The following is a 26427-nucleotide window of genomic DNA, read 5'->3' as shown; positions in this document are numbered from 1 at the left end:
AGAACCAGGTGTGAGTTGTTTAACAGTATGTATTTTATATCGATCATATTTCAATGAAAAGTTATATAAGAATCAATGTACCTATGTCGTGTTCCAGTATAAAAGCATACCAAATTCTGACCAACTTCGTATTTAATACCGGTATAGTAGGGGGATAACAGGGGGTTTATAGGGGGTTAGTAGGGGTAGACCCCTACTAACCCCCTATAAACCCTAAGTAATGTCTGGTGTATTCCCCGTTTAATAGTGAATTTGGTAAGTAGTTGGTCAGAATTTGTCTTTAAGATCTGGTATATATTGTAAAGTAATGGAGGGATCGGGTGATGTAGTGACTAAGCTAAACCAGTAACGAAGTGACACATTAATTAAGTAACATATCAACGGAGTGACATAGTAACGCAGTGATCGAGCAACCAAGTGACGGAGTGATCAAGTGACATAGTAACCAAGTAACGCAGTATTTGTGTGAAGAACCCCTATATGGACAGGTGACGGGCGTGTCCGCACACAGATGGCCCCATACCAATTAACAATGTGATCCATAGCAAAAGTTAATCCATATCCGACCCAGCATGATCATCAGGCGGCATCCAGATAAATTATCGGTCACATTTCTAGCCCTTTACCGTATCGCGGCAAACTATTTCCTGAAAACATTAGGAATTGAAGGATAAAAGTTCCTATCTTTGCACCACTCCGCAAGGGAGGAACGGCTGATCCGAGAGGGGAAGCACTGAAAAAAGAAGGGTTTAATTTAGTTTAAACGCAGAAACGAAAGGAAAATAAAAAAATAAATTTTCACATTTATTTTGGAGATACCAAAAAGATTTCTACCTTTGCAGTCCCAACGGAAACGAAGGGAAACAAAACAAGATCGATACCGGCGCAATGCCGACATCATATAGAGCCGAAGCGAGATGCGGGAGCGAAGAAAGTTCTTTAAAAATATAATCATGTAACGTAACGAGTAGTGTTGAGAAACAACGAAAGTTAAAAAAAATCAACCTGTTCAATTTTAGAATTAGAAATAAAATACAAGACAATTCTATTTATTATAAATAGTCTTGATCTTACACTTCATTTTACAATGGAGAGTTTGATCCTGGCTCAGGATGAACGCTAGCGGCAGGCCTAATACATGCAAGTCGGACGGGATTGAAATTAAAGCTTGCTTTGATTTCATGAGAGTGGCGCACGGGTGCGTAACGCGTGAGCAACCTACCCATATCAGGGGGATAGCCTCTCGAAAGAGAGATTAACACCGCATAACATCATTTACCGGCATCGGATTATGATCAAATATTTATAGGATATGGATGGGCTCGCGTGACATTAGCTAGTTGGAGGGGTAACGGCCCACCAAGGCTACGATGTCTAGGGGCTCTGAGAGGAGAATCCCCCACACTGGTACTGAGACACGGACCAGACTCCTACGGGAGGCAGCAGTAAGGAATATTGGTCAATGGAGGGAACTCTGAACCAGCCATGCCGCGTGCAGGATGACTGCCCTATGGGTTGTAAACTGCTTTTGTCAGGGAATAAACCTTTCCACGTGTGGGAAGCTGAATGTACCTGAAGAATAAGGATCGGCTAACTCCGTGCCAGCAGCCGCGGTAATACGGAGGATCCAAGCGTTATCCGGATTTATTGGGTTTAAAGGGTGCGTAGGCGGTCCTATAAGTCAGTGGTGAAAGACGGCAGCTTAACTGTCGCAGTGCCTTTGATACTGTAGGACTTGAATCTATTTGAAGTGGGCGGAATAAGACAAGTAGCGGTGAAATGCATAGATATGTCTTAGAACTCCGATTGCGAAGGCAGCTCACTAAGTTAGTATTGACGCTGATGCACGAAAGCGTGGGGATCAAACAGGATTAGATACCCTGGTAGTCCACGCCCTAAACGATGATAACTCGATGTTTGCGATACACAGTAAGCGTCCAAGCGAAAGCGTTAAGTTATCCACCTGGGGAGTACGGTCGCAAGATTGAAACTCAAAGGAATTGACGGGGGCCCGCACAAGCGGAGGAGCATGTGGTTTAATTCGATGATACGCGAGGAACCTTACCCGGGCTTGAAAGTTAGTGAATGATCCAGAGACGGATCAGTCCTTCGGGACACGAAACTAGGTGCTGCATGGCTGTCGTCAGCTCGTGCCGTGAGGTGTTGGGTTAAGTCCCGCAACGAGCGCAACCCCTATGTTTAGTTGCCAGCACATTAAGGTGGGGACTCTAAACAGACTGCCAGCGTAAGCTGTGAGGAAGGTGGGGACGACGTCAAGTCATCATGGCCCTTACGTCCGGGGCTACACACGTGCTACAATGGATGGTACAGCGGGCAGCTACATAGCAATATGGTGCTAATCTCTAAAAGCCATTCACAGTTCGGATTGAGGTCTGCAACTCGACCTCATGAAGTTGGATTCGCTAGTAATCGCGTATCAGCAATGACGCGGTGAATACGTTCCCGGGCCTTGTACACACCGCCCGTCAAGCCATGAAAGTTGGGGGTACCTAAAGCATGTAACCGCAAGGAGCGTGTTAGGGTAAAACCGATAATTGGGGCTAAGTCGTAACAAGGTAGCCGTACCGGAAGGTGCGGCTGGAATACCTCCTTTCTAGAGCATTCAGGATTGAAGCTCGTTACGTACACACATGATTTATATAAGAAACAAATAAGAAACAAAAACATTTGAAGAAATGTGCCCATCCCTGATTGGATGGTCCAGAGAGATAGAAAGATAAGCTAGTCCCGTAGCTCAGTTGGTTAGAGCACTACACTGATAATGTAGGGGTCAGCAGTTCAAATCTGCTCGGGACTACCATTAACAACACGGGGAATTAGCTCAGCTGGCTAGAGCACCTGCCTTGCACGCAGGGGGTCATCGGTTCGACTCCGATATTCTCCACAGGTATCCGCGCCGTATAAGATATTTACGGCAGATAAAGCGGAAACAAAGAGTTCTTTGACATATTGAAAGAAAAAAAATTACAAGAGAAGACAACAGTAGAGACAATACTGTGGTGTGCCTGATGTATTATGAAGACCCTCGGTCAAGGCCGAACGGATTAATGCGTAGCACCATGGTTATATATCAAAAAGCAACCCATAGTAGCAAAAGGGCTATGAGGTGAAGAAAGTAAATAAGGGCACACGGGGGATGCCTAGGCTCTCAGAGGCGATGAAGGACGTGATAAGCTGCGATAAGCTTCGGGGATTAGCAAATGTGAGATTGATCCGAAGATTTCCGAATGGGGCAACCTAGCATACTGAAGGTATGCTGTAAAATACGCGAACGCGCTGAACTGAAACATCTAAGTAGGCGTAGGAGAAGAAAATAATAATGATTTCCCAAGTAGTGGCGAGCGAACGGGAAAGAGCCCAAACCAACTTTGTTACGGCATAGTTGGGGTTGTAGGGCTGCGAAGTGGCATTAGCAAACAGAAGTGGAATGGGATGGGAAGCCCAGCGATACACGGTGATAGCCCTGTACACGTATAGAATGCTAGCCTAGCAGTACCCTGAGTACCGCGGGGTCGGAGACGCCCTGTGGGAATCTGTCAGCACCATCTGATAAGGCTAAATACTCCTGAGAGACCGATAGTGAACTAGTACCGTGAGGGAAAGGTGAAAAGAACCTCGAACAGAGGAGTGAAAAGAACCTGAAACCGTGTGCTTACAAGCGGTCGGAGCTGGCAGGTCCAGTGACGGCGTGCCTTTTGCATAATGAGCCTACGAGTTACTCTTGTCTGGCAAGGTTAAGTGGTTCAGCCACGTATCCGAAGCGAAAGCGAGTCTTAATAGGGCGCATAGTCAGATGAGGTAGACGCGAAACCTTGTGATCTACCCTTGGGCAGGTTGAAGTTGCAGTAACATGTAATGGAGGACCGAACCGATAAACGTTGAAAAGTTTCCGGATGACCTGAGGGTAGGGGTGAAAGGCTAATCAAACTGGGAAATAGCTCGTACTCCCCGAAATGTTTTTAGGAACAGCGTCGGCATGGAGTCTTATAGAGGTAGAGCTACCGATTGGGTGCGGGGGAGTCAAATCCTACCAAATCCAGACGAACTCCGAATGCTATAAGATATGGCCGGCAGTGAGGCTTTGGGTGCTAAGGTCCAAGGCCGAGAGGGAAAGAACCCAGACCATCAGCTAAGGTCCCTAAATATACGCTAAGTTGAACTAACGAGGTCCGATTGCCTAGACAGCTAGGATGTTGGCTTGGAAGCAGCCATTCATTTAAAGAGTGCGTAACAGCTCACTAGTCGAGCGATCGGGCGTGGATAATAAACGGGCATCAAGTGTATTACCGAAGCTATGGATTCATACTGAAATATGTATGTCTGGTAGGGGAGCATTCTATTTACGGCGAAGCGGTCTGGTAATGGTCCGTGGAGTGGATAGAAAAGCAAATGTAGGCATAAGTAACGATAAGGCGGGTGAGAAACCCGCCCACCGAAAGACTAAGGTTTCCTGATCAACGCTAATCGGATCAGGGTTAGTCGGGGCCTAAGGCGCATCCGAAGGGAGTAAGCCGATGGACAACTGGTTAATATTCCAGTACTTTTTATAACTGCGATGTGGTGACGGAGTAGTGACACTGCCGCGAACTGACGGAATAGTTCGTTAAAAGGCGTAGGTATAGGGACGGTAGGCAAATCCGCCGACCCTGCTGAAACCCAATAGTACAGCAAAGCTTCGGCGGCGCTGATAGAGCAGGTAAACAGACTTCCAAGAAAACCCGCTAAGCTTCAGGTTATAAAAACCCGTACCGTAAACCGACACAGGTAGTCGAGGAGAGAATCCTAAGGTGCTCGAGTGAATCATGGCTAAGGAACTCGGCAAAATGGCCCTGTAACTTCGGGAGAAGGGGCGCTTCCTCCAGCAATGGAGAAGCCGCAGTGAAAAGGCCCAGGCGACTGTTTAACAAAAACATATGGCTTTGCAAAATCGAAAGATGAAGTATAAGGCCTGACACCTGCCCGGTGCTGGAAGGTTAAGAGGGGATGTCATCGCAAGAGAAGCATTGAATCGAAGCCCCAGTAAACGGCGGCCGTAACTATAACGGTCCTAAGGTAGCGAAATTCCTTGTCGGGTAAGTTCCGACCTGCACGAATGGTGTAACGATCTGGGCGCTGTCTCAGCCATGAGCTCGGTGAAATTGTGGTATCGGTGAAGACGCCGATTACCCGCAACGGGACGGAAAGACCCCATGCACCTTCACTATAGCTTAACATTGGAATTGGGTACAGGATGTGTAGGATAGGCGGGAGATGTTGAAGTGGCTTCGCCAGGAGTCATGGAATCAACCTTGAAATACCGCCCTTTCTGTATTCGGTTTCTAACTCGGTCATGCCGAGGACATTGTTTGGTGGGTAGTTTGACTGGGGTGGTCGCCTCCAAAAAGGTAACGGAGGCTTTCAAAGGTAAGCTCAGTACGCTTGGTAACCGTACGCGGAGTGCAATGGCATAAGCTTGCTTGACTGTGAGACCAACAAGTCGAACAGGGTCGAAAGACGGACATAGTGATCCGGTGGTTCTGTATGGAAGGGCCATCGCTCAAAGGATAAAAGGTACGCTGGGGATAACAGGCTGATCTCCCCCAAGAGCTCATATCGACGGGGAGGTTTGGCACCTCGATGTCGGCTCGTCACATCCTGGGGCTGGAGAAGGTCCCAAGGGTTGGGCTGTTCGCCCATTAAAGTGGCACGCGAGCTGGGTTCAGAACGTCGCGAGACAGTTCGGTCCCTATCTGTTGTGGGCGTTGGAAGTTTGAGTGGATCTGTCCTTAGTACGAGAGGACCGGGATGGACTGACCGCTGGTAAACCAGTTATGCCGCCAGGTGTACGGCTGGGTAGCTACGTCGGGAATAGATAAGCGCTGAAAGCATCTAAGTGCGAAACTAGCCACGAGATGAGACTTCCTTATAGGGCCGTAGTAGACTACTACGTTGATAGGTTGCAGGTGTAAAGGTAGAGATATCATAGCTGAGCAATACTAATCACCCGAAGCTTTCTCAAGCAACGCAGACACTGTTGTCTTCCTCTTTTAGTTTTTCTTTCAATTGTCTATAGATTAGTATGTTGGATGGGATATTGTATATTTCATTCTTATGACTAATAAAAACATTTTAGGTGCCTATATCGGCGGTGTCTACCTCTTCCCATTCCGAACAGAGCAGTCAAGCCCGCCAGAGCCGATGGTATTGCCGTAACAGGTGGGAGAGTAGGTCGGTGCCTTTTTTTATACAGAAGCCCTTGCTAAACAGCAGGGGCTTTTTTGTGCGCTAAACTTTTTTTTCTGTACTGTCTTTCGGCTGCAGATACCCCCATCTCACTGGTTTCGGATATCCATCCCACTGCTGCCGCAATGATGCCATGCACCGCAATATCCTTTTCCTATCTCTCCATGATTCTGTATGTGAATCTGTTTCCGATGAACTTGACTTGTAATAGGATCGGTTTAGCTTCTCAGTTTGGTGGCAATCTGGTATCAGATGTTGATATTTTGCTGTTAAAGGATAGGATATAGGAATAGATTTCCTATCGCTTTTTGGGGAGTTGATTTCGCTGATTCCTCTTACATCTGATCTTCAACTAACCACTTGATAGTAGCTTTAACCTTTTTGAAAAAACGAATTCGCTTTTTATAAGTTTTGTACAATCGAATAATTATTGAAGATAGAATAGGGAGAAGGATCTAAGTAGTCCGTAATGCGTCAAGTAGAAAACTTTTCCTGATAGGCGGTAGAATATTACTTTTGATTTTGTCCCATCATTAAATAATACCGTTGTATTATTTTCAATTATGATCAAGGAATTGCAGATGATGAAAGATCATTTTTATTTTAAAAGAATATAATGGTCTTGTTTTGCTGAAAGAAGCTTTTCCTCATTAATTAGGGACGCTTACTTTTATGTTACCGGTTGATAATCCCGTTTAGTCTTTTCAATAAGGATTGATTATCTACTTATCATGGATCATCTACTAAGTATGGGAGCATGCATATGCCATTCTGAAGTTTCCATCTGAATCAGGACTATAAAAACCTGAAATACTACCATTGTTGTGCGGGAAAGATCTTTTATCCCAGAAGCATCTGAACTCTATTGCCTTGTATAGGTATCTATGTGGTATCAGATCTTATTGTTGGTTTTTGCTGCAAAATGATTCTTGACGTAACACTCTAAGACCAATATCAGCAGTATTTGCTCAACCTGTATATGGACATCTGTTTAATAAGAGTAGATTCCTTCTGCTGCTATTCCCAATCATGATGGTATATCGTTGAAAGGAACAAGTAGGAGCAAGGCCGTATAGGAACATTTTTCAGCTTAACAGCCCGATAACCTGAAAAGATTATACTCCGCCGATCACAGGAAAGTTCGAAAAAAAGTCCGATATCTTTATTATTTCTGTCGGGTACAGTCTTTTTTTTGCAGTACCAAATAGGCAGATACAGTAAAATCAAAAAATTTGCACAACAAATAAGCCCCAAAGAACAGTTGCCAAAAACATCTCCGATCAGCTATTAACCTCCCGATATTCCCGGATAGGCCACACTATCGGAACGCTGCTTGCAAATCAATCACACAATGTTACAGCAAGTTAAAGATAATATGAACAAATAAGACAGAAAACATTAGGAAGTGAAGGATAAAAGTTCCTATCTTTGCACCACTCCGCAAGGGAGGAACGGCTGATCCGAAAGGGGAAGCACTGAAAAAAGAAGGGTTTAATTTAGTTTAAACGCAGAAACGAAAGGAAAATAAAAAAATAAATTTTCACATTTATTTTGGAGATACCAAAAAGATTTCTACCTTTGCAGTCCCAACGGAAACGAAGGGAAACAAAACAAGATCGATACCGGCGCAATGCCGACATCATATAGAGCCGAAGCGAGATGCGGGAGCGAAGAAAGTTCTTTAAAAATATAATCATGTAACGTAACGAGTAGTGTTGAGAAACAACGAAAGTTAAAAAAATCAACCTGTTCAATTTTAGAATTAGAAATAAAATACAAGACAATTCTATTTATTATAAATAGTCTTGATCTTACACTTCATTTTACAATGGAGAGTTTGATCCTGGCTCAGGATGAACGCTAGCGGCAGGCCTAATACATGCAAGTCGGACGGGATTGAAATTAAAGCTTGCTTTGATTTCATGAGAGTGGCGCACGGGTGCGTAACGCGTGAGCAACCTACCCATATCAGGGGGATAGCCTCTCGAAAGAGAGATTAACACCGCATAACATCATTTACCGGCATCGGATTATGATCAAATATTTATAGGATATGGATGGGCTCGCGTGACATTAGCTAGTTGGAGGGGTAACGGCCCACCAAGGCTACGATGTCTAGGGGCTCTGAGAGGAGAATCCCCCACACTGGTACTGAGACACGGACCAGACTCCTACGGGAGGCAGCAGTAAGGAATATTGGTCAATGGAGGGAACTCTGAACCAGCCATGCCGCGTGCAGGATGACTGCCCTATGGGTTGTAAACTGCTTTTGTCAGGGAATAAACCTTTCCACGTGTGGGAAGCTGAATGTACCTGAAGAATAAGGATCGGCTAACTCCGTGCCAGCAGCCGCGGTAATACGGAGGATCCAAGCGTTATCCGGATTTATTGGGTTTAAAGGGTGCGTAGGCGGTCCTATAAGTCAGTGGTGAAAGACGGCAGCTTAACTGTCGCAGTGCCTTTGATACTGTAGGACTTGAATCTATTTGAAGTGGGCGGAATAAGACAAGTAGCGGTGAAATGCATAGATATGTCTTAGAACTCCGATTGCGAAGGCAGCTCACTAAGTTAGTATTGACGCTGATGCACGAAAGCGTGGGGATCAAACAGGATTAGATACCCTGGTAGTCCACGCCCTAAACGATGATAACTCGATGTTTGCGATACACAGTAAGCGTCCAAGCGAAAGCGTTAAGTTATCCACCTGGGGAGTACGGTCGCAAGATTGAAACTCAAAGGAATTGACGGGGGCCCGCACAAGCGGAGGAGCATGTGGTTTAATTCGATGATACGCGAGGAACCTTACCCGGGCTTGAAAGTTAGTGAATGATCCAGAGACGGATCAGTCCTTCGGGACACGAAACTAGGTGCTGCATGGCTGTCGTCAGCTCGTGCCGTGAGGTGTTGGGTTAAGTCCCGCAACGAGCGCAACCCCTATGTTTAGTTGCCAGCACATTAAGGTGGGGACTCTAAACAGACTGCCAGCGTAAGCTGTGAGGAAGGTGGGGACGACGTCAAGTCATCATGGCCCTTACGTCCGGGGCTACACACGTGCTACAATGGATGGTACAGCGGGCAGCTACATAGCAATATGGTGCTAATCTCTAAAAGCCATTCACAGTTCGGATTGAGGTCTGCAACTCGACCTCATGAAGTTGGATTCGCTAGTAATCGCGTATCAGCAATGACGCGGTGAATACGTTCCCGGGCCTTGTACACACCGCCCGTCAAGCCATGAAAGTTGGGGGTACCTAAAGCATGTAACCGCAAGGAGCGTGTTAGGGTAAAACCGATAATTGGGGCTAAGTCGTAACAAGGTAGCCGTACCGGAAGGTGCGGCTGGAATACCTCCTTTCTAGAGCATTCAGGATTGAAGCTCGTTACGTACACACATGATTTATATAAGAAACAAATAAGAAACAAAAACATTTGAAGAAATGTGCCCATCCCTGATTGGATGGTCCAGAGAGATAGAAAGATAAGCTAGTCCCGTAGCTCAGTTGGTTAGAGCACTACACTGATAATGTAGGGGTCAGCAGTTCAAATCTGCTCGGGACTACCATTAACAACACGGGGAATTAGCTCAGCTGGCTAGAGCACCTGCCTTGCACGCAGGGGGTCATCGGTTCGACTCCGATATTCTCCACAGGTATCCGCGCCGTATAAGATATTTACGGCAGATAAAGCGGAAACAAAGAGTTCTTTGACATATTGAAAGAAAAAAAATTACAAGAGAAGACAACAGTAGAGACAATACTGTGGTGTGCCTGATGTATTATGAAGACCCTCGGTCAAGGCCGAACGGATTAATGCGTAGCACCATGGTTATATATCAAAAAGCAACCCATAGTAGCAAAAGGGCTATGAGGTGAAGAAAGTAAATAAGGGCACACGGGGGATGCCTAGGCTCTCAGAGGCGATGAAGGACGTGATAAGCTGCGATAAGCTTCGGGGATTAGCAAATGTGAGATTGATCCGAAGATTTCCGAATGGGGCAACCTAGCATACTGAAGGTATGCTGTAAAATACGCGAACGCGCTGAACTGAAACATCTAAGTAGGCGTAGGAGAAGAAAATAATAATGATTTCCCAAGTAGTGGCGAGCGAACGGGAAAGAGCCCAAACCAACTTTGTTACGGCATGGTTGGGGTTGTAGGGCTGCGAAGTGGCATTAGCAAACAGAAGTGGAATGGGATGGGAAGCCCAGCGATACACGGTGATAGCCCTGTACACGTATAGAATGCTAGCCTAGCAGTACCCTGAGTACCGCGGGGTCGGAGACGCCCTGTGGGAATCTGTCAGCACCATCTGATAAGGCTAAATACTCCTGAGAGACCGATAGTGAACTAGTACCGTGAGGGAAAGGTGAAAAGAACCTCGAACAGAGGAGTGAAAAGAACCTGAAACCGTGTGCTTACAAGCGGTCGGAGCTGGCAGGTCCAGTGACGGCGTGCCTTTTGCATAATGAGCCTACGAGTTACTCTTGTCTGGCAAGGTTAAGTGGTTCAGCCACGTATCCGAAGCGAAAGCGAGTCTTAATAGGGCGCATAGTCAGATGAGGTAGACGCGAAACCTTGTGATCTACCCTTGGGCAGGTTGAAGTTGCAGTAACATGTAATGGAGGACCGAACCGATAAACGTTGAAAAGTTTCCGGATGACCTGAGGGTAGGGGTGAAAGGCTAATCAAACTGGGAAATAGCTCGTACTCCCCGAAATGTTTTTAGGAACAGCGTCGGCATGGAGTCTTATAGAGGTAGAGCTACCGATTGGGTGCGGGGGAGTCAAATCCTACCAAATCCAGACGAACTCCGAATGCTATAAGATATGGCCGGCAGTGAGGCTTTGGGTGCTAAGGTCCAAGGCCGAGAGGGAAAGAACCCAGACCATCAGCTAAGGTCCCTAAATATACGCTAAGTTGAACTAACGAGGTCCGATTGCCTAGACAGCTAGGATGTTGGCTTGGAAGCAGCCATTCATTTAAAGAGTGCGTAACAGCTCACTAGTCGAGCGATCGGGCGTGGATAATAAACGGGCATCAAGTGTATTACCGAAGCTATGGATTCATACTGAAATATGTATGTCTGGTAGGGGAGCATTCTATTTACGGCGAAGCGGTCTGGTAATGGTCCGTGGAGTGGATAGAAAAGCAAATGTAGGCATAAGTAACGATAAGGCGGGTGAGAAACCCGCCCACCGAAAGACTAAGGTTTCCTGATCAACGCTAATCGGATCAGGGTTAGTCGGGGCCTAAGGCGCATCCGAAGGGAGTAAGCCGATGGACAACTGGTTAATATTCCAGTACTTTTTATAACTGCGATGTGGTGACGGAGTAGTGACACTGCCGCGAACTGACGGAATAGTTCGTTAAAAGGCGTAGGTATAGGGACGGTAGGCAAATCCGCCGACCCTGCTGAAACCCAATAGTACAGCAAAGCTTCGGCGGCGCTGATAGAGCAGGTAAACAGACTTCCAAGAAAACCCGCTAAGCTTCAGGTTATAAAAACCCGTACCGTAAACCGACACAGGTAGTCGAGGAGAGAATCCTAAGGTGCTCGAGTGAATCATGGCTAAGGAACTCGGCAAAATGGCCCTGTAACTTCGGGAGAAGGGGCGCTTCCTCCAGCAATGGAGAAGCCGCAGTGAAAAGGCCCAGGCGACTGTTTAACAAAAACATATGGCTTTGCAAAATCGAAAGATGAGGTATAAGGCCTGACACCTGCCCGGTGCTGGAAGGTTAAGAGGGGATGTCATCGCAAGAGAAGCATTGAATCGAAGCCCCAGTAAACGGCGGCCGTAACTATAACGGTCCTAAGGTAGCGAAATTCCTTGTCGGGTAAGTTCCGACCTGCACGAATGGTGTAACGATCTGGGCGCTGTCTCAGCCATGAGCTCGGTGAAATTGTGGTATCGGTGAAGACGCCGATTACCCGCAACGGGACGGAAAGACCCCATGCACCTTCACTATAGCTTAACATTGGAATTGGGTACAGGATGTGTAGGATAGGCGGGAGATGTTGAAGTGGCTTCGCCAGGAGTCATGGAATCAACCTTGAAATACCGCCCTTTCTGTATTCGGTTTCTAACTCGGTCATGCCGAGGACATTGTTTGGTGGGTAGTTTGACTGGGGTGGTCGCCTCCAAAAAGGTAACGGAGGCTTTCAAAGGTAAGCTCAGTACGCTTGGTAACCGTACGCGGAGTGCAATGGCATAAGCTTGCTTGACTGTGAGACCAACAAGTCGAACAGGGTCGAAAGACGGACATAGTGATCCGGTGGTTCTGTATGGAAGGGCCATCGCTCAAAGGATAAAAGGTACGCTGGGGATAACAGGCTGATCTCCCCCAAGAGCTCATATCGACGGGGAGGTTTGGCACCTCGATGTCGGCTCGTCACATCCTGGGGCTGGAGAAGGTCCCAAGGGTTGGGCTGTTCGCCCATTAAAGTGGCACGCGAGCTGGGTTCAGAACGTCGCGAGACAGTTCGGTCCCTATCTGTTGTGGGCGTTGGAAGTTTGAGTGGATCTGTCCTTAGTACGAGAGGACCGGGATGGACTGACCGCTGGTAAACCAGTTATGCCGCCAGGTGTACGGCTGGGTAGCTACGTCGGGAATAGATAAGCGCTGAAAGCATCTAAGTGCGAAACTAGCCACGAGATGAGACTTCCTTATAGGGCCGTAGTAGACTACTACGTTGATAGGTTGCAGGTGTAAAGGTAGAGATATCATAGCTGAGCAATACTAATCACCCGAAGCTTTCTCAAGCAACGCAGACACTGTTGTCTTCCTCTTTTAGTTTTTCTTTCAATTGTCTATAGATTAGTATGTTGGATGGGATATTGTATATTTCATTCTTATGACTAATAAAAACATTTTAGGTGCCTATATCGGCGGTGTCTACCTCTTCCCATTCCGAACAGAGCAGTCAAGCCCGCCAGAGCCGATGGTATTGCCGTAACAGGTGGGAGAGTAGGTCGGTGCCTTTTTTTATACAGAAGCCCTTGCTAAGCAGCAGGGGCTTTTTTGTGCGTTAAACTTTTTTCTGTCTTTCGGATGCAGCATAGCCCAATCTCATTGCTTTAGAACAAGCCATTCCGCTGCTGCAGGTATAATCAATAGCGCTGCTTCCGGAACGATGCCGATGCAGCAATTAACAATCCTGCTGCCGCAGATAATCCATTTCACAGCCAAAGATATCGACTTGCTACGGCAGTACTGCAGACGCAGCACACTTACATTTCTTCTCCTTCATGTCCGAGCTGGTTCCGGATATGGCTATTGGCGGCACGGTTCCACTTCAAGCTCATCCTCCATATCCACGGTAGGCAACTCCTGCTTTTGAAATACGCTTATAGCTCACCCAGTGAACTACCGTAGAATCGGTGATATCCTGCTATCTATTCATCTAGCTGATCTCTCCTGCTATTCTTCAATGATATACTCCATAGGAGCTTTTTGGCTTTGAAAAAATTAAATTCGTTTTATACAGGTTTTCTAAAATCGTATAATCTTTGGATATCGAATTGAGAGATGATGGTTTGCCATGCATCATATATTTTAATGCCTAATAGATTGTTGAAACAATCCTTATTAAAAGTAGATATGCATCTTTGTCTCTTGTTTGGTTAGTTCAGGTATGATGAGCTCAAATAGAGAATTATAACTCAAGATGATGATGTAACACAATAATGTGCTCAAGTTTTATATTCATCGTGTCGTGCAATTACTTTTATGTAACTAATTGGTTACTAGATTTACATGATGTCATAAGTAAGGGATGCCATTTTGCAAACGGTTGTTTATTTTAAGCAAACGATTGCTTTGTTTTTTTATTTTTTATTATCAAATATGTAGTGTATTCTTGTTATAGAAAAGGTATACGACCGATTCTATAACTAATTATTGGACTATTGCTATCATTAGTTTTGATAATCATTACAAAGACTGTTTAGTTTGTTTTAAAATAGGTGATTTTAGAGGGGCTTTCTATAGCCCCTTTAATTTTGTATGTAAATTATATCTATCAAATATGAATTCTAATAGAAGAGATTTCTTGAAGAAAGCGGGTATCTTATCATCTGTAGCGGTGACATTACCAACTTTAAATTCCAATGTATTGGCAGCGACAAAATTCAACATGTCAGGTTATGCCGCTCCTAAAATTGATAAAGTGCGTGTAGCGGTTATTGGTTTAGGAATGCGTGGCCCTGGTGCTGTGGATCGTTTATCTTACATTGATGGAGTGGAAATTGTGGCTTTATGTGATAAACATGCAGATCGTGTAGAACGTGCTCAAGGTATCTTACGTAAAAAATCATTAAAAGATGCTAAATCTTACTCTGGTGAGGACGGTTGGAAAGATATGCTAAAAAATGAGAAGCTAGATTTAGTATATATTTGTTCGCCTTGGGATTATCATACTCCAATGAGTATTGGTGCGATGAAAGCTGGTGCTCACGTTGCCTGTGAGGTGCCGATTGCATTGACACTAAAAGATTGTTGGGAAGTCGTAAGAGTTTCAGAAGAAACAAAAAAGCATTGTATGATGTTGGAAAACTGCTGTTACGATTTCTTTGAAATGTTGACATTGAACATGACTCGCCAAGGTTTATTTGGTGAGATTTTGCATGGTGAAGGCGCTTATATCCACGATTTATTAGACTTGAATTTTGCAAAAAATGGTTATGATAATATGTGGAGATTGCGTGAAAACATCAAGTTGAATGGCAATTTGTATCCAACACATGGTCTGGGACCTGTGGCACAGTGTATGAATATCAATCGTGGTGATAAAATGAACCACTTGGTTGCGATGTCTACAAATGACTTTCAAATGGGGGCTAAGGCAAAAGAATTGGCCGCTAAAGATTCTTTCTATCAAGAATTTGTTGGTAAGAGTTTCCGTGGTAATATGAATACGACGTTGATTCGTACAGAGCTGGGCAAAACGATTATGTTGCAACATGATGTTACTTCGCCTAGACCTTATTCGAGATTGCATACGCTAAGTGGAACAAAAGGCTTTGCTCAGAAATATCCTACTGAAAACATAGCTTTTGGACATAGCTTCATTACACAAGATAAATTAAAAGAATTATATACCAAATATACACCTGAATTGGTGAAATTTATTGGCGAACAAGCAAAACAAGTTGGTGGACACGGTGGAATGGATTTCATGATGGACTGGAGATTGATTGATTGTTTGCGCAATGGTCTTCCATTGGATCAGGATGTTTATGATGGTGCCTCTTGGAGTTGCATCGTTCCATTAAGTTTTGATTCTGTTAAACGCGACTCCAGAACAGTCGACATTCCTGACTTTACAAAAGGAGCATGGAAGACAAATAAACCGGTGGATATTACTTTAAACGGTGGTGGTACAACAAAAATTCGCTCAAAAGAGGGAAAAGTTAGTGGTGTTCAACTAGACGTATAATCTTTTTGTAAGCGATATAAAAAAAGAGAACAGTTAACTGTTCTCTTTTTTTATTTAACGATATTTTCAATTCTTGTTGAAAAATATCTAAATTGTATCTTTATTTGTTATCGACCCAACCTATGTGCAAGAATTCATTTCTTTTTATACCATGTTTTGTCTTGTTGACTTCATGCTTTAGTAACAGTGAACCAAAAGGCCATACTGCTGATCTTTTTGTTTCTCCAGATTCTTCACGTTGCTATATGGCAACAACTATACCCTCTCGGTTTTCTAATGCGGATACTACGCTTCACATTGTGGAAGGCTCAGGTATTGATCAGGTCAATATGATCAAGGTTGCTGGTGGTTATTTCTTAATGGGGTCTGATCAATTTGCGGATGCTAAGCCTGTTCATGAAGTTAAGATCGATGATTTTTTAATCGATGAACATGAAGTGACCAATGGTCAATTTGAAACATTTGTCCAGGCAACAGGGTATGTAACTGTGGCTGAAAGACCCCTAGATCCCAAAGAATTTCCTGATGTAGATCCTGCAATGTTAAAACCTGGATCTGCCATATTTTCACCCCCTAAAGAAGTTCAAGGTTTAACGAACCATTTGCAATGGTGGTCTTATGTCGTCGGAGCAAGCTGGAGGCATCCTGATGGTCCAAATAGCAGTATTAAAGGTAAAGAGAACTATCCTGTGGTGCATATTGCTTATCAAGATGCCGAAGCCTATGCGAAATGGGCCGGGAAACGGTTACCCACAGAAGCAGAATGGGAATTTGCTGCACGTGCACGAACATCCAATCCAATGACCTATTATTGGGGAAATGAACTATTGGATAATGACCGCTATCTCGCGAATATCTTTCAAGGCCAATTTCCTGTTCTAAATACGAGGTTGGATGGTTATGTCGGTACTTCACCAGTTAAAGCTTTTCCAGCAAATTCAATCGGTCTTTATGATATGGAGGGGAATGTCTGGGAATGGTGTGCGGATTATTATCGTCCTGATTATTATGCTAAAAGTTCTTCCGCTAATCCTAAGGGGCCAGCTGATGCTTACGATCCAGATGAGCCAGGGGCTGTTAAACGTGTACAGCGTGGTGGTTCATTTTTGTGTAATGATCAATATTGTGAACGTTATAAAGCAGGAAGCAGGGGCAAGGGAGAAGTGAATAGTCCGACGAATAATGTCGGATTTAGATGTGTGAAAGATATTTAGATCTCGAACAATTTGATCCAATAAAAAAGCCTTCTTAAAAGAAAGAAGGCTTTTTTATTGGATCAGAGTTTTAAGCTTATTTCGATAAGAACATCGATTTTTTAGCCACTAAATCTCTAAAGTAAGGATCATTTAAATCTTTGATGAAACGGATAGCTTCACCTGTAGATTTCATTTCTGGACCTAATTGTTTATCAACTTCAGGGAATTTAGAGAACGAGAATACTGGTTCTTTGATTGCCCAGCCTTGCAACTTGCGCTCGATTTTGAAATCTTTTAATTTGTTTACACCTAACATAATTTTTGTTGCGATGTTGATATAAGGCACGTCATATGCTTTAGCGATAAATGGAACCGTACGTGATGCACGTGGATTTGCTTCGATGACATATACATTTTCACCTTTTACAGCAAATTGTATATTCAGTAAACCACTTACATTTAATGCTTTTGCTAGTTTAACCGAATACTCCGCCATTTTATCTTGTACAGCTTGTGTTAAGCTGAACGGAGGTAATACAGCATAAGAGTCACCCGAGTGAATACCTGCAGGCTCGATATGCTCCATCATACCTATGATGTGTACATCTTCACCATCACAGATGGAATCAGATTCTGCTTCTTCAGCACGATCCAAGAAATGGTCAATTAAGACACGGTTTCCAGGAAGGTTTTTCAGTAAGTTCACTACTGCTTTCTCTAAGTCATCATCGTTGATCACGATGCTCATGCCTTGACCACCTAATACGTAAGACGGACGAACAAGAACTGGATATCCAACTTCATTTGCAACTTGGATTGCTTCTTCTGCAGATTCAGCAACACCGTATCTTGGATAAGGAATATCTAATGATTTTAATAAATCAGAGAAGCGACCGCGATCTTCAGCTAAATCCATGTTTTGGAAATCTGTTCCGATGATCTTAACACCAAGAGCTTCTAGCTGATCAGCCATTTTAAGAGCTGTCTGACCACCTAACTGAACGATAACACCTACTGGTTTCTCTAATTCAATGATTTCGCGAACATGCTCCCAGAATACAGGCTCAAAGTATAATTTATCAGCCATGTTGAAATCTGTGGAAACAGTCTCTGGGTTACAGTTAACCATGATGGCTTCGAAACCAGCTTCTTTAGCTGCTAATAAACCGTGTACACAAGAATAATCAAATTCAATACCTTGACCGATACGGTTAGGACCTGAACCTAATACGACGATTTTTTTCTTGTCAGAAGCTACGGATTCGTTTTCCTCTTCAAAAGTAGAGTAGTAGTATGGTGTTTGTGCAGGGAATTCTGCAGCACATGTATCAACCATTTTATACACGCGGCTAATACCTAGTTCCTTACGGCGATCATAAACCTCATCTTCAGTAACGTTGCCTAATAACCAAGAGATTTGAATATCAGAATAACCTTTTTGTTTCAAGGTCATAAAGAAGTCTTTAGGAATATTATTCAACTGGTAACGGCGAAGTTCAGTTTCTAATGCTACTAATTCTTGAATTTGAAGTAAGTACCATTTATCGATACGTGTTGCTTTACGGATAGATTCCAAAGGAACACCTAATTCGAAAGCATCTTTGATATGGAAAAGACGATCACCACTTGGATGCTCAAGGCTATCCATGATCTCTTCTAAATTGCGTAGTTGACGACCATCAGCTCCTAAACCAGCACGGTTTGTCTCTAATGATTGACATGCTTTTTGTAATGCCTCGATGAACGTACGGCCAATTGCCATTACTTCACCTACTGCTTTCATTTGTAAGCCTAATTCTTTGTTTGCTCCTTTGAATTTATCAAAGTTAAAACGAGGTACTTTGACGATTACATAATCTAAAGTAGGTTCGAAATAAGCTGAAGTTGTTTTGGTAATTTGGTTCTGTAACTCATCCAAATTGTAGCCGATTGCTAATTTTGCAGCGATTTTAGCAATTGGGTACCCCGTTGCTTTAGATGCCAAAGCTGAAGAGCGCGATACACGTGGGTTGATTTCGATAGCGATGATATCTTCATTCTCTGGGTTAACGGAGAACTGAACGTTACAACCTCCCGCGAAATTACCAATCGAGCGCATCATTAAGATGGCTTGATTACGCATGCTTTGGTAGCATTTGTCAGATAAAGTCATACCTGGTGCAACTGTGATCGAGTCACCTGTATGGATTCCCATTGGATCAAAGTTTTCAATCGTACATATGATGATTACATTATCATTTGTATCACGTAGCAACTCTAATTCGAATTCTTTCCAGCCTAAAACTGCTTTCTCTACTAACACCTCGTGTGTAGGAGAAGCGCTTAAACCTCTACTTAAAGCAGCGTCGAACTCATCTTTCGAGTGTACAAATCCACCTCCAGTACCTGCTAATGTGTAAGAAGGACGAATAACTAATGGAAAACCAATTTCTTGTGCTGCTTCTTTACCTTCTAAGAAAGAGTTTGCGATTTTGGAAGGTGCTACACCTACACCGATATCAATCATTAATTGACGGAACTCTTCACGGTTTTCTGTTTTTTCAATTGCAGCAACATCAACACCGATAACTTTAACATCGTATTTTTCCCATAGTCCGATGTTTGAAGCTTCGATACATAAGTTTAACGCTGTTTGGCCACCCATAGTAGGGAGTACGGCGTCAATCTGCTGTTCTTTAAGAATTTCTTCAATACTTTCTACAGTTAAAGGAAGTAAATAAACGTGGTCTGCAATGACTTTATCAGTCATGATCGTTGCAGGGTTTGAGTTGATGATGGAAACTTCAATGCCTTCTTCTTTTAAAGAAAGGGCTGCTTGAGATCCCGAATAATCAAATTCACAGGCTTGACCAATTACAATTGGACCTGATCCAATGATTAAAACCGATTTAATGGAGGTGTTTCTTGGCATTATATCTAGTTCAAAAAATAAAATTTCAAAGTATGAACAAAGACAATCAAAAATGCGCTTCGAGAAGGGTATATTCCGACCGCTTTGTCGGAGTGCAAAATTACATTATTTTATTTGATTTTTTGGAATTTATTTTCAGATAAATCATTTAAACAAAATAGGGAAACAAAAAATGGAGAAGCAACTTGTTTTGAAATCGCGCTTCTCCATCATTTTGATGCTGTATTTAATACACAATCAGTTCATCTGCAAACAGAAATCCTTTTTTAGGATTTGTCGCTACAACACGAACATAACGTGCATGCTGCGGCTTTGCCAATTTAAGTTCAAACCGTTTAAATGTTAATGTCGGATCTTGGTCTGAGACATCATTTTGAACGATACCTACTTCTCTAAATGTACGACCATTTTCGGATAATAATACTTTAAATTCTCCCGGCATATATACTCCTGGACCGGTAATTTGCATGAAGTTCATCGCCACACTACTGATTTCTTCACGGCGCTCAAAATCAACAACTACATCGAGATCTTTCAAAAATCCCTGCCATTGACCATCTTGGTATGTCAGTCCGCCTTTGATTCCATTTGTTAACGTCAATTCCTGTTGTGCAGGATAACCATCACTCCATGTGTTATTGTAGGTAACCGTTTTTCCGATCGCTTTATGCACATCCAATTGAATCGTTTCGATCGGTCCGACTTGAGTAGAGTCCAAGAAATAAGCCGCTTTTATAATTGCTGGTACAGATAGATCAAACGAGTTGTTATAAGGAGTCGCCTGGTAGGTCGGTTTTGATCCATCTATCGTGTAGCGGATATTGCTGGCATGCAATTGCTCGGTACTTAAGGTAACGTTATTAGATCCCTTCTTTTCGTCAAATACGACAGTTCCTTTAACATTGTAGGATGGTCGATAGTAGTTGATATCAAAGTGCTGTAAGATTTTGTAGTGCGATTGCAGTCGCTTATGAAAATTTGGCCAATTTTTAAGATCCGATTTTGTCCATACCACTTCCGATAAAGCTAATGCTCTGGGAAAAGCCATGTATTCGAGTTGAAAATAGTTAGGCATATATTCTGCCCATAAGTTACCTTGAGCTCCTAATACATGTTTTATTTTATCTTCTTGAATACCACTTGGGATCGGGTTATATTCGTAGACTTTGCTGATCGGAAGATATCCACCTATGGTCTCGGGTTGTGTTCTCGGATCTGTCTGGTAGGAGTCAAAATAAAGGTGAGATCCTGGAGTCATGATCACATCATGACCTGCATTGGCTGAGTTGATTCCGCCAGATTCACCTCTCCAGCTCATGACCGTCGCACCTTTTGTCAAACCGCCTTCTAAAATCTCGTCCCAACCAATGATCTTGCGACCTTTGGATTGAACATATTCATCAATTTGTTTAATGAGATAACTTTGTAATTCTTCTTCAGATTTTAAGCCTTCTTTTGTTTTTAATGCTTGACATTTAGGACAAGTTTTCCAATGTTTTTTATCGGCCTCATCGCCACCAATGTGAATATAAGGGGAAGGGAATATTGCAATGACTTCATCCAGTACATTTTTTAAAAATTCAAAAGTTTTTTCATTGCCTATACAAAATTCTGATTGGGTATAGGGTTTGCCCGAACACGATAATTCGGGATAAATTGCCAACACTTCTTCTGAATGTCCAGGCATCTCGATTTCCGGAATAATATTTATTCCTTTTTTAGCAGCATATTCTACTAACTCGCGCGCTTGTTCTTGTGTGTAAAATCCACCGCTGGCATTTGGCGTTCCTGCATCAACATATTGACGGCCATTATTCCACCAATCTTTCCATTTGACATGTGTACGCCACGCTGCTTTCTTGGTCAGTTCTGGATATTGTTTGATTTCTAATCTCCATCCTGCACCATCGGTGAGGTGCCAGTGTAAATTATTGAATTTGTAGATCGCCATAATGTCCACAAATTTCTTCATGATATTGAAAGGAATAAAGTGTCGAGATGGGTCTAAATGAAGTCCGCGATAAGAAAAAGTAGGCTTGTCTTCTATATCTAGTGCAGCAATTTGTGTTGGATCGTCTTGTAAATAACCCAATTGGACTAATGTGTAGATTGCATTGATAACTGGAGCAACTTCATGCGCCAGTACGACGATTCCTTTTTCGCTGATGGCGATACGATATGCTGATTTGTCCAATTTATCGGAGTCTTCAGCTTTTAAGATACGAATACCTTCCTTAGGTGCTTTCTTGATCTTTTTTACAATTTCAGTGGTTAAGGATGCAATTGCAGGGTGTTCGGCTAATAATTGACTCGCACTTACAAAATCTTGTGAAACAAAGATTTTGGGATGAGTCGGTATGTGATAGGTTCCTACCGCTAAGGTCAGACTTGCCGGTTTAGGGATTAAGTCGAAATTTTGTTGTGCAAATATATTCAGAGGCAACAACCCCGCTAATAGTACCAAAGTTATTGAATGGCTAAATCGCATATGCATTGGGATTAAATGTGATGTTTCACAAATATCATAAAAAAAACAATATGTTTAATACTAATGCGTACAACTAGAAACGGATATTATGATAGTATTCAAACAAATTGGCAATTAAAAATTACATTTATAATCATTAACTTTGCCTTATGATTGAACTTCCAGTTATTCCTGCAACACAAACACAGCGTAAGCCAGATTGGTTGCGTGTAAAATTGCCAGTTGGTAAAGAATACAGACATGTAAGAGGCCTTGTAGATGAGCATAAGCTACATACGATTTGTGAGAGTGGTAATTGCCCGAATATGGGTGAATGTTGGGGTGCGGGAACCGCTACATTTATGATTTTAGGAAATATCTGTACGCGTTCTTGTTCATTTTGTGCTGTAGCGACGGGTCGTCCTAAAGCAGTTGAATTGGATGAACCTGCGCGTGTTGCCAATTCTGTAAAATTGATGCAAGTGAAGCATTGCGTCATTACATCTGTTGATCGTGATGACCTGAAGGATGGTGGTTCTATCATCTGGGCAGAAACCATTAACGCTATTCGCCAAGAAAGTCCTACAACGACATTAGAAACTTTAATCCCTGATTTCAAGGGACAATGGGAAAATCTTGATCGTGTACTTGCTGTTCGTCCAGAGGTTGTCTCTCATAATATTGAAACGGTTAGACGTTTAACTCGTGAAGTACGTATACAGGCAAAATATGATCGCTCATTAGAATGTCTCCGCCGTATTTCTGAAGCAGGTCTGCGTACAAAATCAGGTATTATGCTTGGTTTTGGAGAAACTGAAGCAGATGTTATCGAAACTATGCAGGACTTATTTAATGTAGGTGTTGATATTTTAACCATTGGTCAGTACCTCCAACCTACCAAAGCGCATCATCCGGTAGTGGAGTGGATAACACCAGCTCAATTTGATGTATACAAAGAAATTGGTTTAAAAATGGGATTCAAATATGTGGAGTCAGGTCCCCTAGTAAGATCTTCATACCACGCAGAGAAACATTTGTTTGATATGCAATAGTGGTGTATATATACGTTATAAAAGCCCTAAATATGTGAATATTTAGGGCTTTTTTATGAAATAATGATTTTTAATTGGCATATTTAAAGATATGACTGCATTGGAACATTTCAAAAGCCTATATTCGATTGATGATGACTTAACGTTATTGTTTTCCCAAATTATTGAAACCAAAGAATTTCATAAGGGAGATATAATCTTTGAACCGGGTAGCTATTTGAGGTATATCTATTTTATAGAATCGGGTTTTAGTCGTATATTCTATTTCAAAAATAACAGAGATATCACCCATTCTTTTTTTGGATCGAATACATTTAGTACCGGTATAGAAAGTGTTTTTTATCAAAAACCATCTATCTTCGGTTTTCAGGCACTCACCAACTGTAAAATTTCGCTTATACCTTTTCAAACGATATATGAGTTGTCAAAAACAAATATTATTGTAAGTCAGATCATACAAAAAGTGTTATTGGGTTCAGTGATCAGCTATTCTAACCGATTTTACAATACGCAATTTCAGACTGCACTGGAGCGTTATCAACTGCTGTTGACAGAAAATCCTGAGCTTTTTCAAAATGCTTCTTTAGGCCATATTGCCTCTTATCTAGGTATATCTCAACAAACGCTATCGGTTATTAGAGGGCAATTGGTATAATTTTTCCTTTTTAAGATATCTTAAAAATTAAACCGTAAAACATACGCACCTTTGTATTGTTAATAGTGATACTAATCGACCCTTTAAAAGAGTTATGAATATGTTAGTTAAAAAAATTTCATGCTTAATATTGTTATTGCCATTCTTTCATCAAGGGATTTCCTATGCGCAGCAAGGTATAAGTCCGCAGTTGAAAGAACCTATACAAAAGGCAATTCAGAATAATAGCGATATTAAAAATAGTTATTTAGAAAATCAGAAGACGCTTTTAGATCAGAATACTGTTAGCGGAAAATTATTGCCCCATGTGACTGCTATGGGCATGTATGGTTATCTCCATGGCACTGGTGAATTGGATCTCCCAACGAAAACTTTACCATTGCTCGGTCTGAATCTTTTTGAAGGTGCTCAGAAATTCAATGCCTCATCTCAGATAGGATTTGCAGGGGTAAATGCTACCCAAGTAATTTTTAGCGGATTACAGATCACTAATGGCAAAAAAGCTTTAGATGAAAAATATAAAGCACAGCAATTGATGACAGAGGCAGGTTATGAAGGATTGGCACAGGAGGTGGTTCAGACATTTGATCAGATCATGTTATTAAAAGAAGTGGATGCGTTGATTGCTGATTCGGAAAGAAGATTGAATAAAGAACATCTCAAGGTTATAAAAGCAATTGAAAATGGTTTAGCTATACCCTATGATCGTGATAAAATCAAACTGGCGATGTTGGAGTTAGAAAGTAAAAAAGCAGAATCCCAAAATAACCGTGAGCTTTTATATTTTAAATTAGAAGAACTGACCAAGATGCCAGTCGATAGTCTTAAGCTCGTTAGTTATCCGCTTGAGTTGGTTGTAGTAGATCCTGTACAGCCAGCTGTGGAGAACCGGAAAGAGATGCAAGCTTTGGCAAGTTCTCAGCGCGCTTATGAATATGTGTTGAAAAAAGAAAAGGGTGCACGATTGCCCCAAATCTTTGCATTTGGTAGTGCTTTTTACTTCAATGCATTTGATACCAAATTTAAATTCAAAGATGTACCGCTTATGGGAGATGTAAATCTGAGTGCCAATCATTTTCAACTGGCTCCAGGTTTTGCTGTAGGTGTAGGGGTTAAATGGGATGTATTTGATGGTAATCAACATCGCAATAATATCAAAAAAGCAAACCTTGATCTGGTTATGAACCAGAACAAATGGAATGATACGAAAGATAAGCTATTGCTTTTACAGCGTAAAACAAATTCGGATTATCAGTTGTCCATGAAAAAGATGGCTGTCCATGAGCAGCAGATTAAAATTGCCAATAATAATCTTGTTCTAGCATCAAAGCAATTTGAGGCTGGCTTAATCGATGTGACAGAAAGATTAAGTGCGGAAAACGAATTATATAAGCAATCGCTTAGTTTTTACAATCAACTGTTGGTTCAGCGTATCGCTGTTTTAGAATTATTAAAATCACAAGGAAGTCTTTATCAATCACTAGTCAAATAATTATGAGAAAATTTATATATATCCTAGTCATCGCAGCATTTATACAGGGGTGTAGTCATGATGCACCTCTCAAAAATTCTTTTGAAGGAAAGATTGAGCGGGATCAAATTGCTGTCACAACTAAGATTCCGGGAAAAGTACATCAAATATTGGTGAGTGAAGGAGATGTTGTACAAGCTGGCGACACCTTGATGATTCTCGAATTTCCAGAAGTGGAGGCTAAGTCCATTCAAGCAAAGGGTGCGCTTGAGTCTGCTGAGGCGCAATATAATATGGCTGTAAAAGGAGCAACTGATAACCAGTTGAAGCAATTGCGTGCTAAACGGGATGGACTGCGAGAGCAATATCAATTTGCAGAGAAATCATTGACAAGAATGCAAAACCTCATTAAAGATTCTTTGGTGGCACAGCAACAGTATGATGAAGTTTACATGAAATTTCAAGGGGCAAAGAATCAATACTTAGCAGTACAAGCGGAGTTGGCCGATGCGGAAAACGGTGCGCGTATAGAACAGCAGAAGATGGCTTTGGGACAAAAGGAGCGCGCTATTGGTGCTGTTTCTGAGGTCGATGTTGCCACTAAAGAGCGTTTTATCATCGCACCTCAAAATATGACTGTAGAAACAATCAATTTGAAAATTGGTGAACTTGCTTTGGCAGGGTATAGTTTAGTTTCGGGATATCTCATTGATGGTACATTCTTTAGGGTAACAATTCCTGAAAAACAATTGCATAATCTGACTGTTGGCAGTAAACAGACGCTATCTTTTCCTTATCTCAAGGATAAAAAAATAGCGGCAGAGGTGGTTTCGATTAAAGCTTTGAGTTCATATGCTAATATTGCGACTGCGTATCCTGATTTTGAACAGCAAGAATCATTATTTGAAGTGAAATTGAAACCGGTTCAAAAAGATGATGCGCAGCAATTGTTGACAAAAGCGACGTTTATCCTTCACCTCGATACTACAAAATAAGT

General features: G+C 42.4%; 8 protein-coding genes, 4 tRNA genes and 6 rRNA genes. 16 read left to right on the top strand and 2 right to left on the bottom strand.

Going from position 1 to position 26427, the window contains the following annotated elements; genetic code table 11:
* Positions 1-1084: 1084 nt before the first annotated feature.
* From MUB18_RS02495 to MUB18_RS02440, 12 genes are all read left to right on the top strand, one after another.
* Positions 1085-2614 (top strand): 16S ribosomal RNA (locus MUB18_RS02495).
* 130 nt (positions 2615-2744) lie between these two features.
* Positions 2745-2821 (top strand) — tRNA-Ile (locus MUB18_RS02490).
* A gap of 10 nt (positions 2822-2831) precedes the next feature.
* Positions 2832-2905: transfer RNA gene (locus tag MUB18_RS02485), tRNA-Ala, on the top strand.
* Positions 2906-3130: 225 nt separating this feature from the next.
* Positions 3131-6019 (top strand): 23S ribosomal RNA (locus MUB18_RS02480).
* A gap of 110 nt (positions 6020-6129) precedes the next feature.
* Positions 6130-6241, top strand: a 5S ribosomal RNA gene (rrf, locus tag MUB18_RS02475).
* 1827 nt (positions 6242-8068) lie between these two features.
* Positions 8069-9598 (top strand): 16S ribosomal RNA (locus tag MUB18_RS02470).
* 130 nt (positions 9599-9728) lie between these two features.
* Positions 9729-9805, top strand: a tRNA-Ile gene (locus MUB18_RS02465).
* Between the two features lie 10 nt (positions 9806-9815).
* A tRNA-Ala gene (locus MUB18_RS02460) sits at positions 9816-9889 on the top strand.
* A gap of 225 nt (positions 9890-10114) precedes the next feature.
* Positions 10115-13003, top strand: a 23S ribosomal RNA gene (locus MUB18_RS02455).
* A 110-nt stretch (positions 13004-13113) separates the two neighbouring features.
* Positions 13114-13225 (top strand): 5S ribosomal RNA (gene rrf, locus MUB18_RS02450).
* Together the 16S, 23S and 5S rRNA genes with 4 tRNA genes alongside form the textbook arrangement of a ribosomal RNA operon.
* 1043 nt (positions 13226-14268) lie before the next feature.
* Positions 14269-15678: a Gfo/Idh/MocA family protein gene (locus MUB18_RS02445; protein WP_248754874.1), complete on the top strand. Its 1410-nt coding sequence runs from the start codon at positions 14269-14271 to the stop codon at positions 15676-15678.
* A gap of 245 nt (positions 15679-15923) precedes the next feature.
* A complete protein-coding gene (locus MUB18_RS02440; protein WP_248754873.1) occupies positions 15924-16892 on the top strand; it encodes a formylglycine-generating enzyme family protein in 969 nt (322 codons plus the stop codon).
* 76 nt (positions 16893-16968) lie between these two features.
* Here MUB18_RS02440 and carB read toward each other — a convergent pair whose 3' ends face one another.
* Together carB and MUB18_RS02430 are read right to left on the bottom strand one after the other, a co-directional pair.
* A complete protein-coding gene (gene carB, locus MUB18_RS02435) occupies positions 16969-19785 on the bottom strand; it encodes a carbamoyl-phosphate synthase large subunit (protein ID WP_045754063.1) in 2817 nt (938 codons plus the stop codon).
* Between the two features lie 226 nt (positions 19786-20011).
* Positions 20012-22273 (bottom strand): family 20 glycosylhydrolase, encoded by a 2262-nt coding sequence (locus MUB18_RS02430; protein WP_248754872.1) that lies wholly within the window; start codon positions 22271-22273, stop codon positions 20012-20014.
* 149 nt (positions 22274-22422) lie between these two features.
* On the opposite strand from MUB18_RS02430, the gene lipA reads away from it, so the two are divergent.
* The 4 genes from lipA (at position 22423) to MUB18_RS02410 (ending at position 26425) form a co-directional block, all read left to right on the top strand.
* Positions 22423-23304, top strand: coding sequence for a lipoyl synthase (gene lipA / locus MUB18_RS02425; protein WP_045754064.1), 882 nt, complete (start codon positions 22423-22425; stop codon positions 23302-23304).
* Positions 23305-23395: 91 nt separating this feature from the next.
* Positions 23396-23959, top strand: a complete 564-nt coding sequence (locus MUB18_RS02420) for a Crp/Fnr family transcriptional regulator (protein WP_045754065.1) — start codon at positions 23396-23398, stop codon at positions 23957-23959.
* 100 nt (positions 23960-24059) lie between these two features.
* Positions 24060-25451 (top strand): TolC family protein, encoded by a 1392-nt coding sequence (locus MUB18_RS02415; protein ID WP_248754871.1) that lies wholly within the window; start codon positions 24060-24062, stop codon positions 25449-25451.
* A 2-nt stretch (positions 25452-25453) separates the two neighbouring features.
* Complete coding sequence (locus MUB18_RS02410) at positions 25454-26425, top strand: HlyD family secretion protein (RefSeq protein ID WP_248754870.1); 972 nt, start codon at positions 25454-25456, stop codon at positions 26423-26425.
* The last annotated feature ends 2 nt before the right edge of the window (positions 26426-26427 follow it).

This window comes from Sphingobacterium sp. PCS056, assembly GCF_023273895.1.
Taxonomy (GTDB): Bacteria; Bacteroidota; Bacteroidia; order Sphingobacteriales; family Sphingobacteriaceae; genus Sphingobacterium.
The sequence above is the reverse complement of the archived record's forward strand: the minus strand, read 5'-3'. Positions and strand labels throughout refer to the sequence as shown.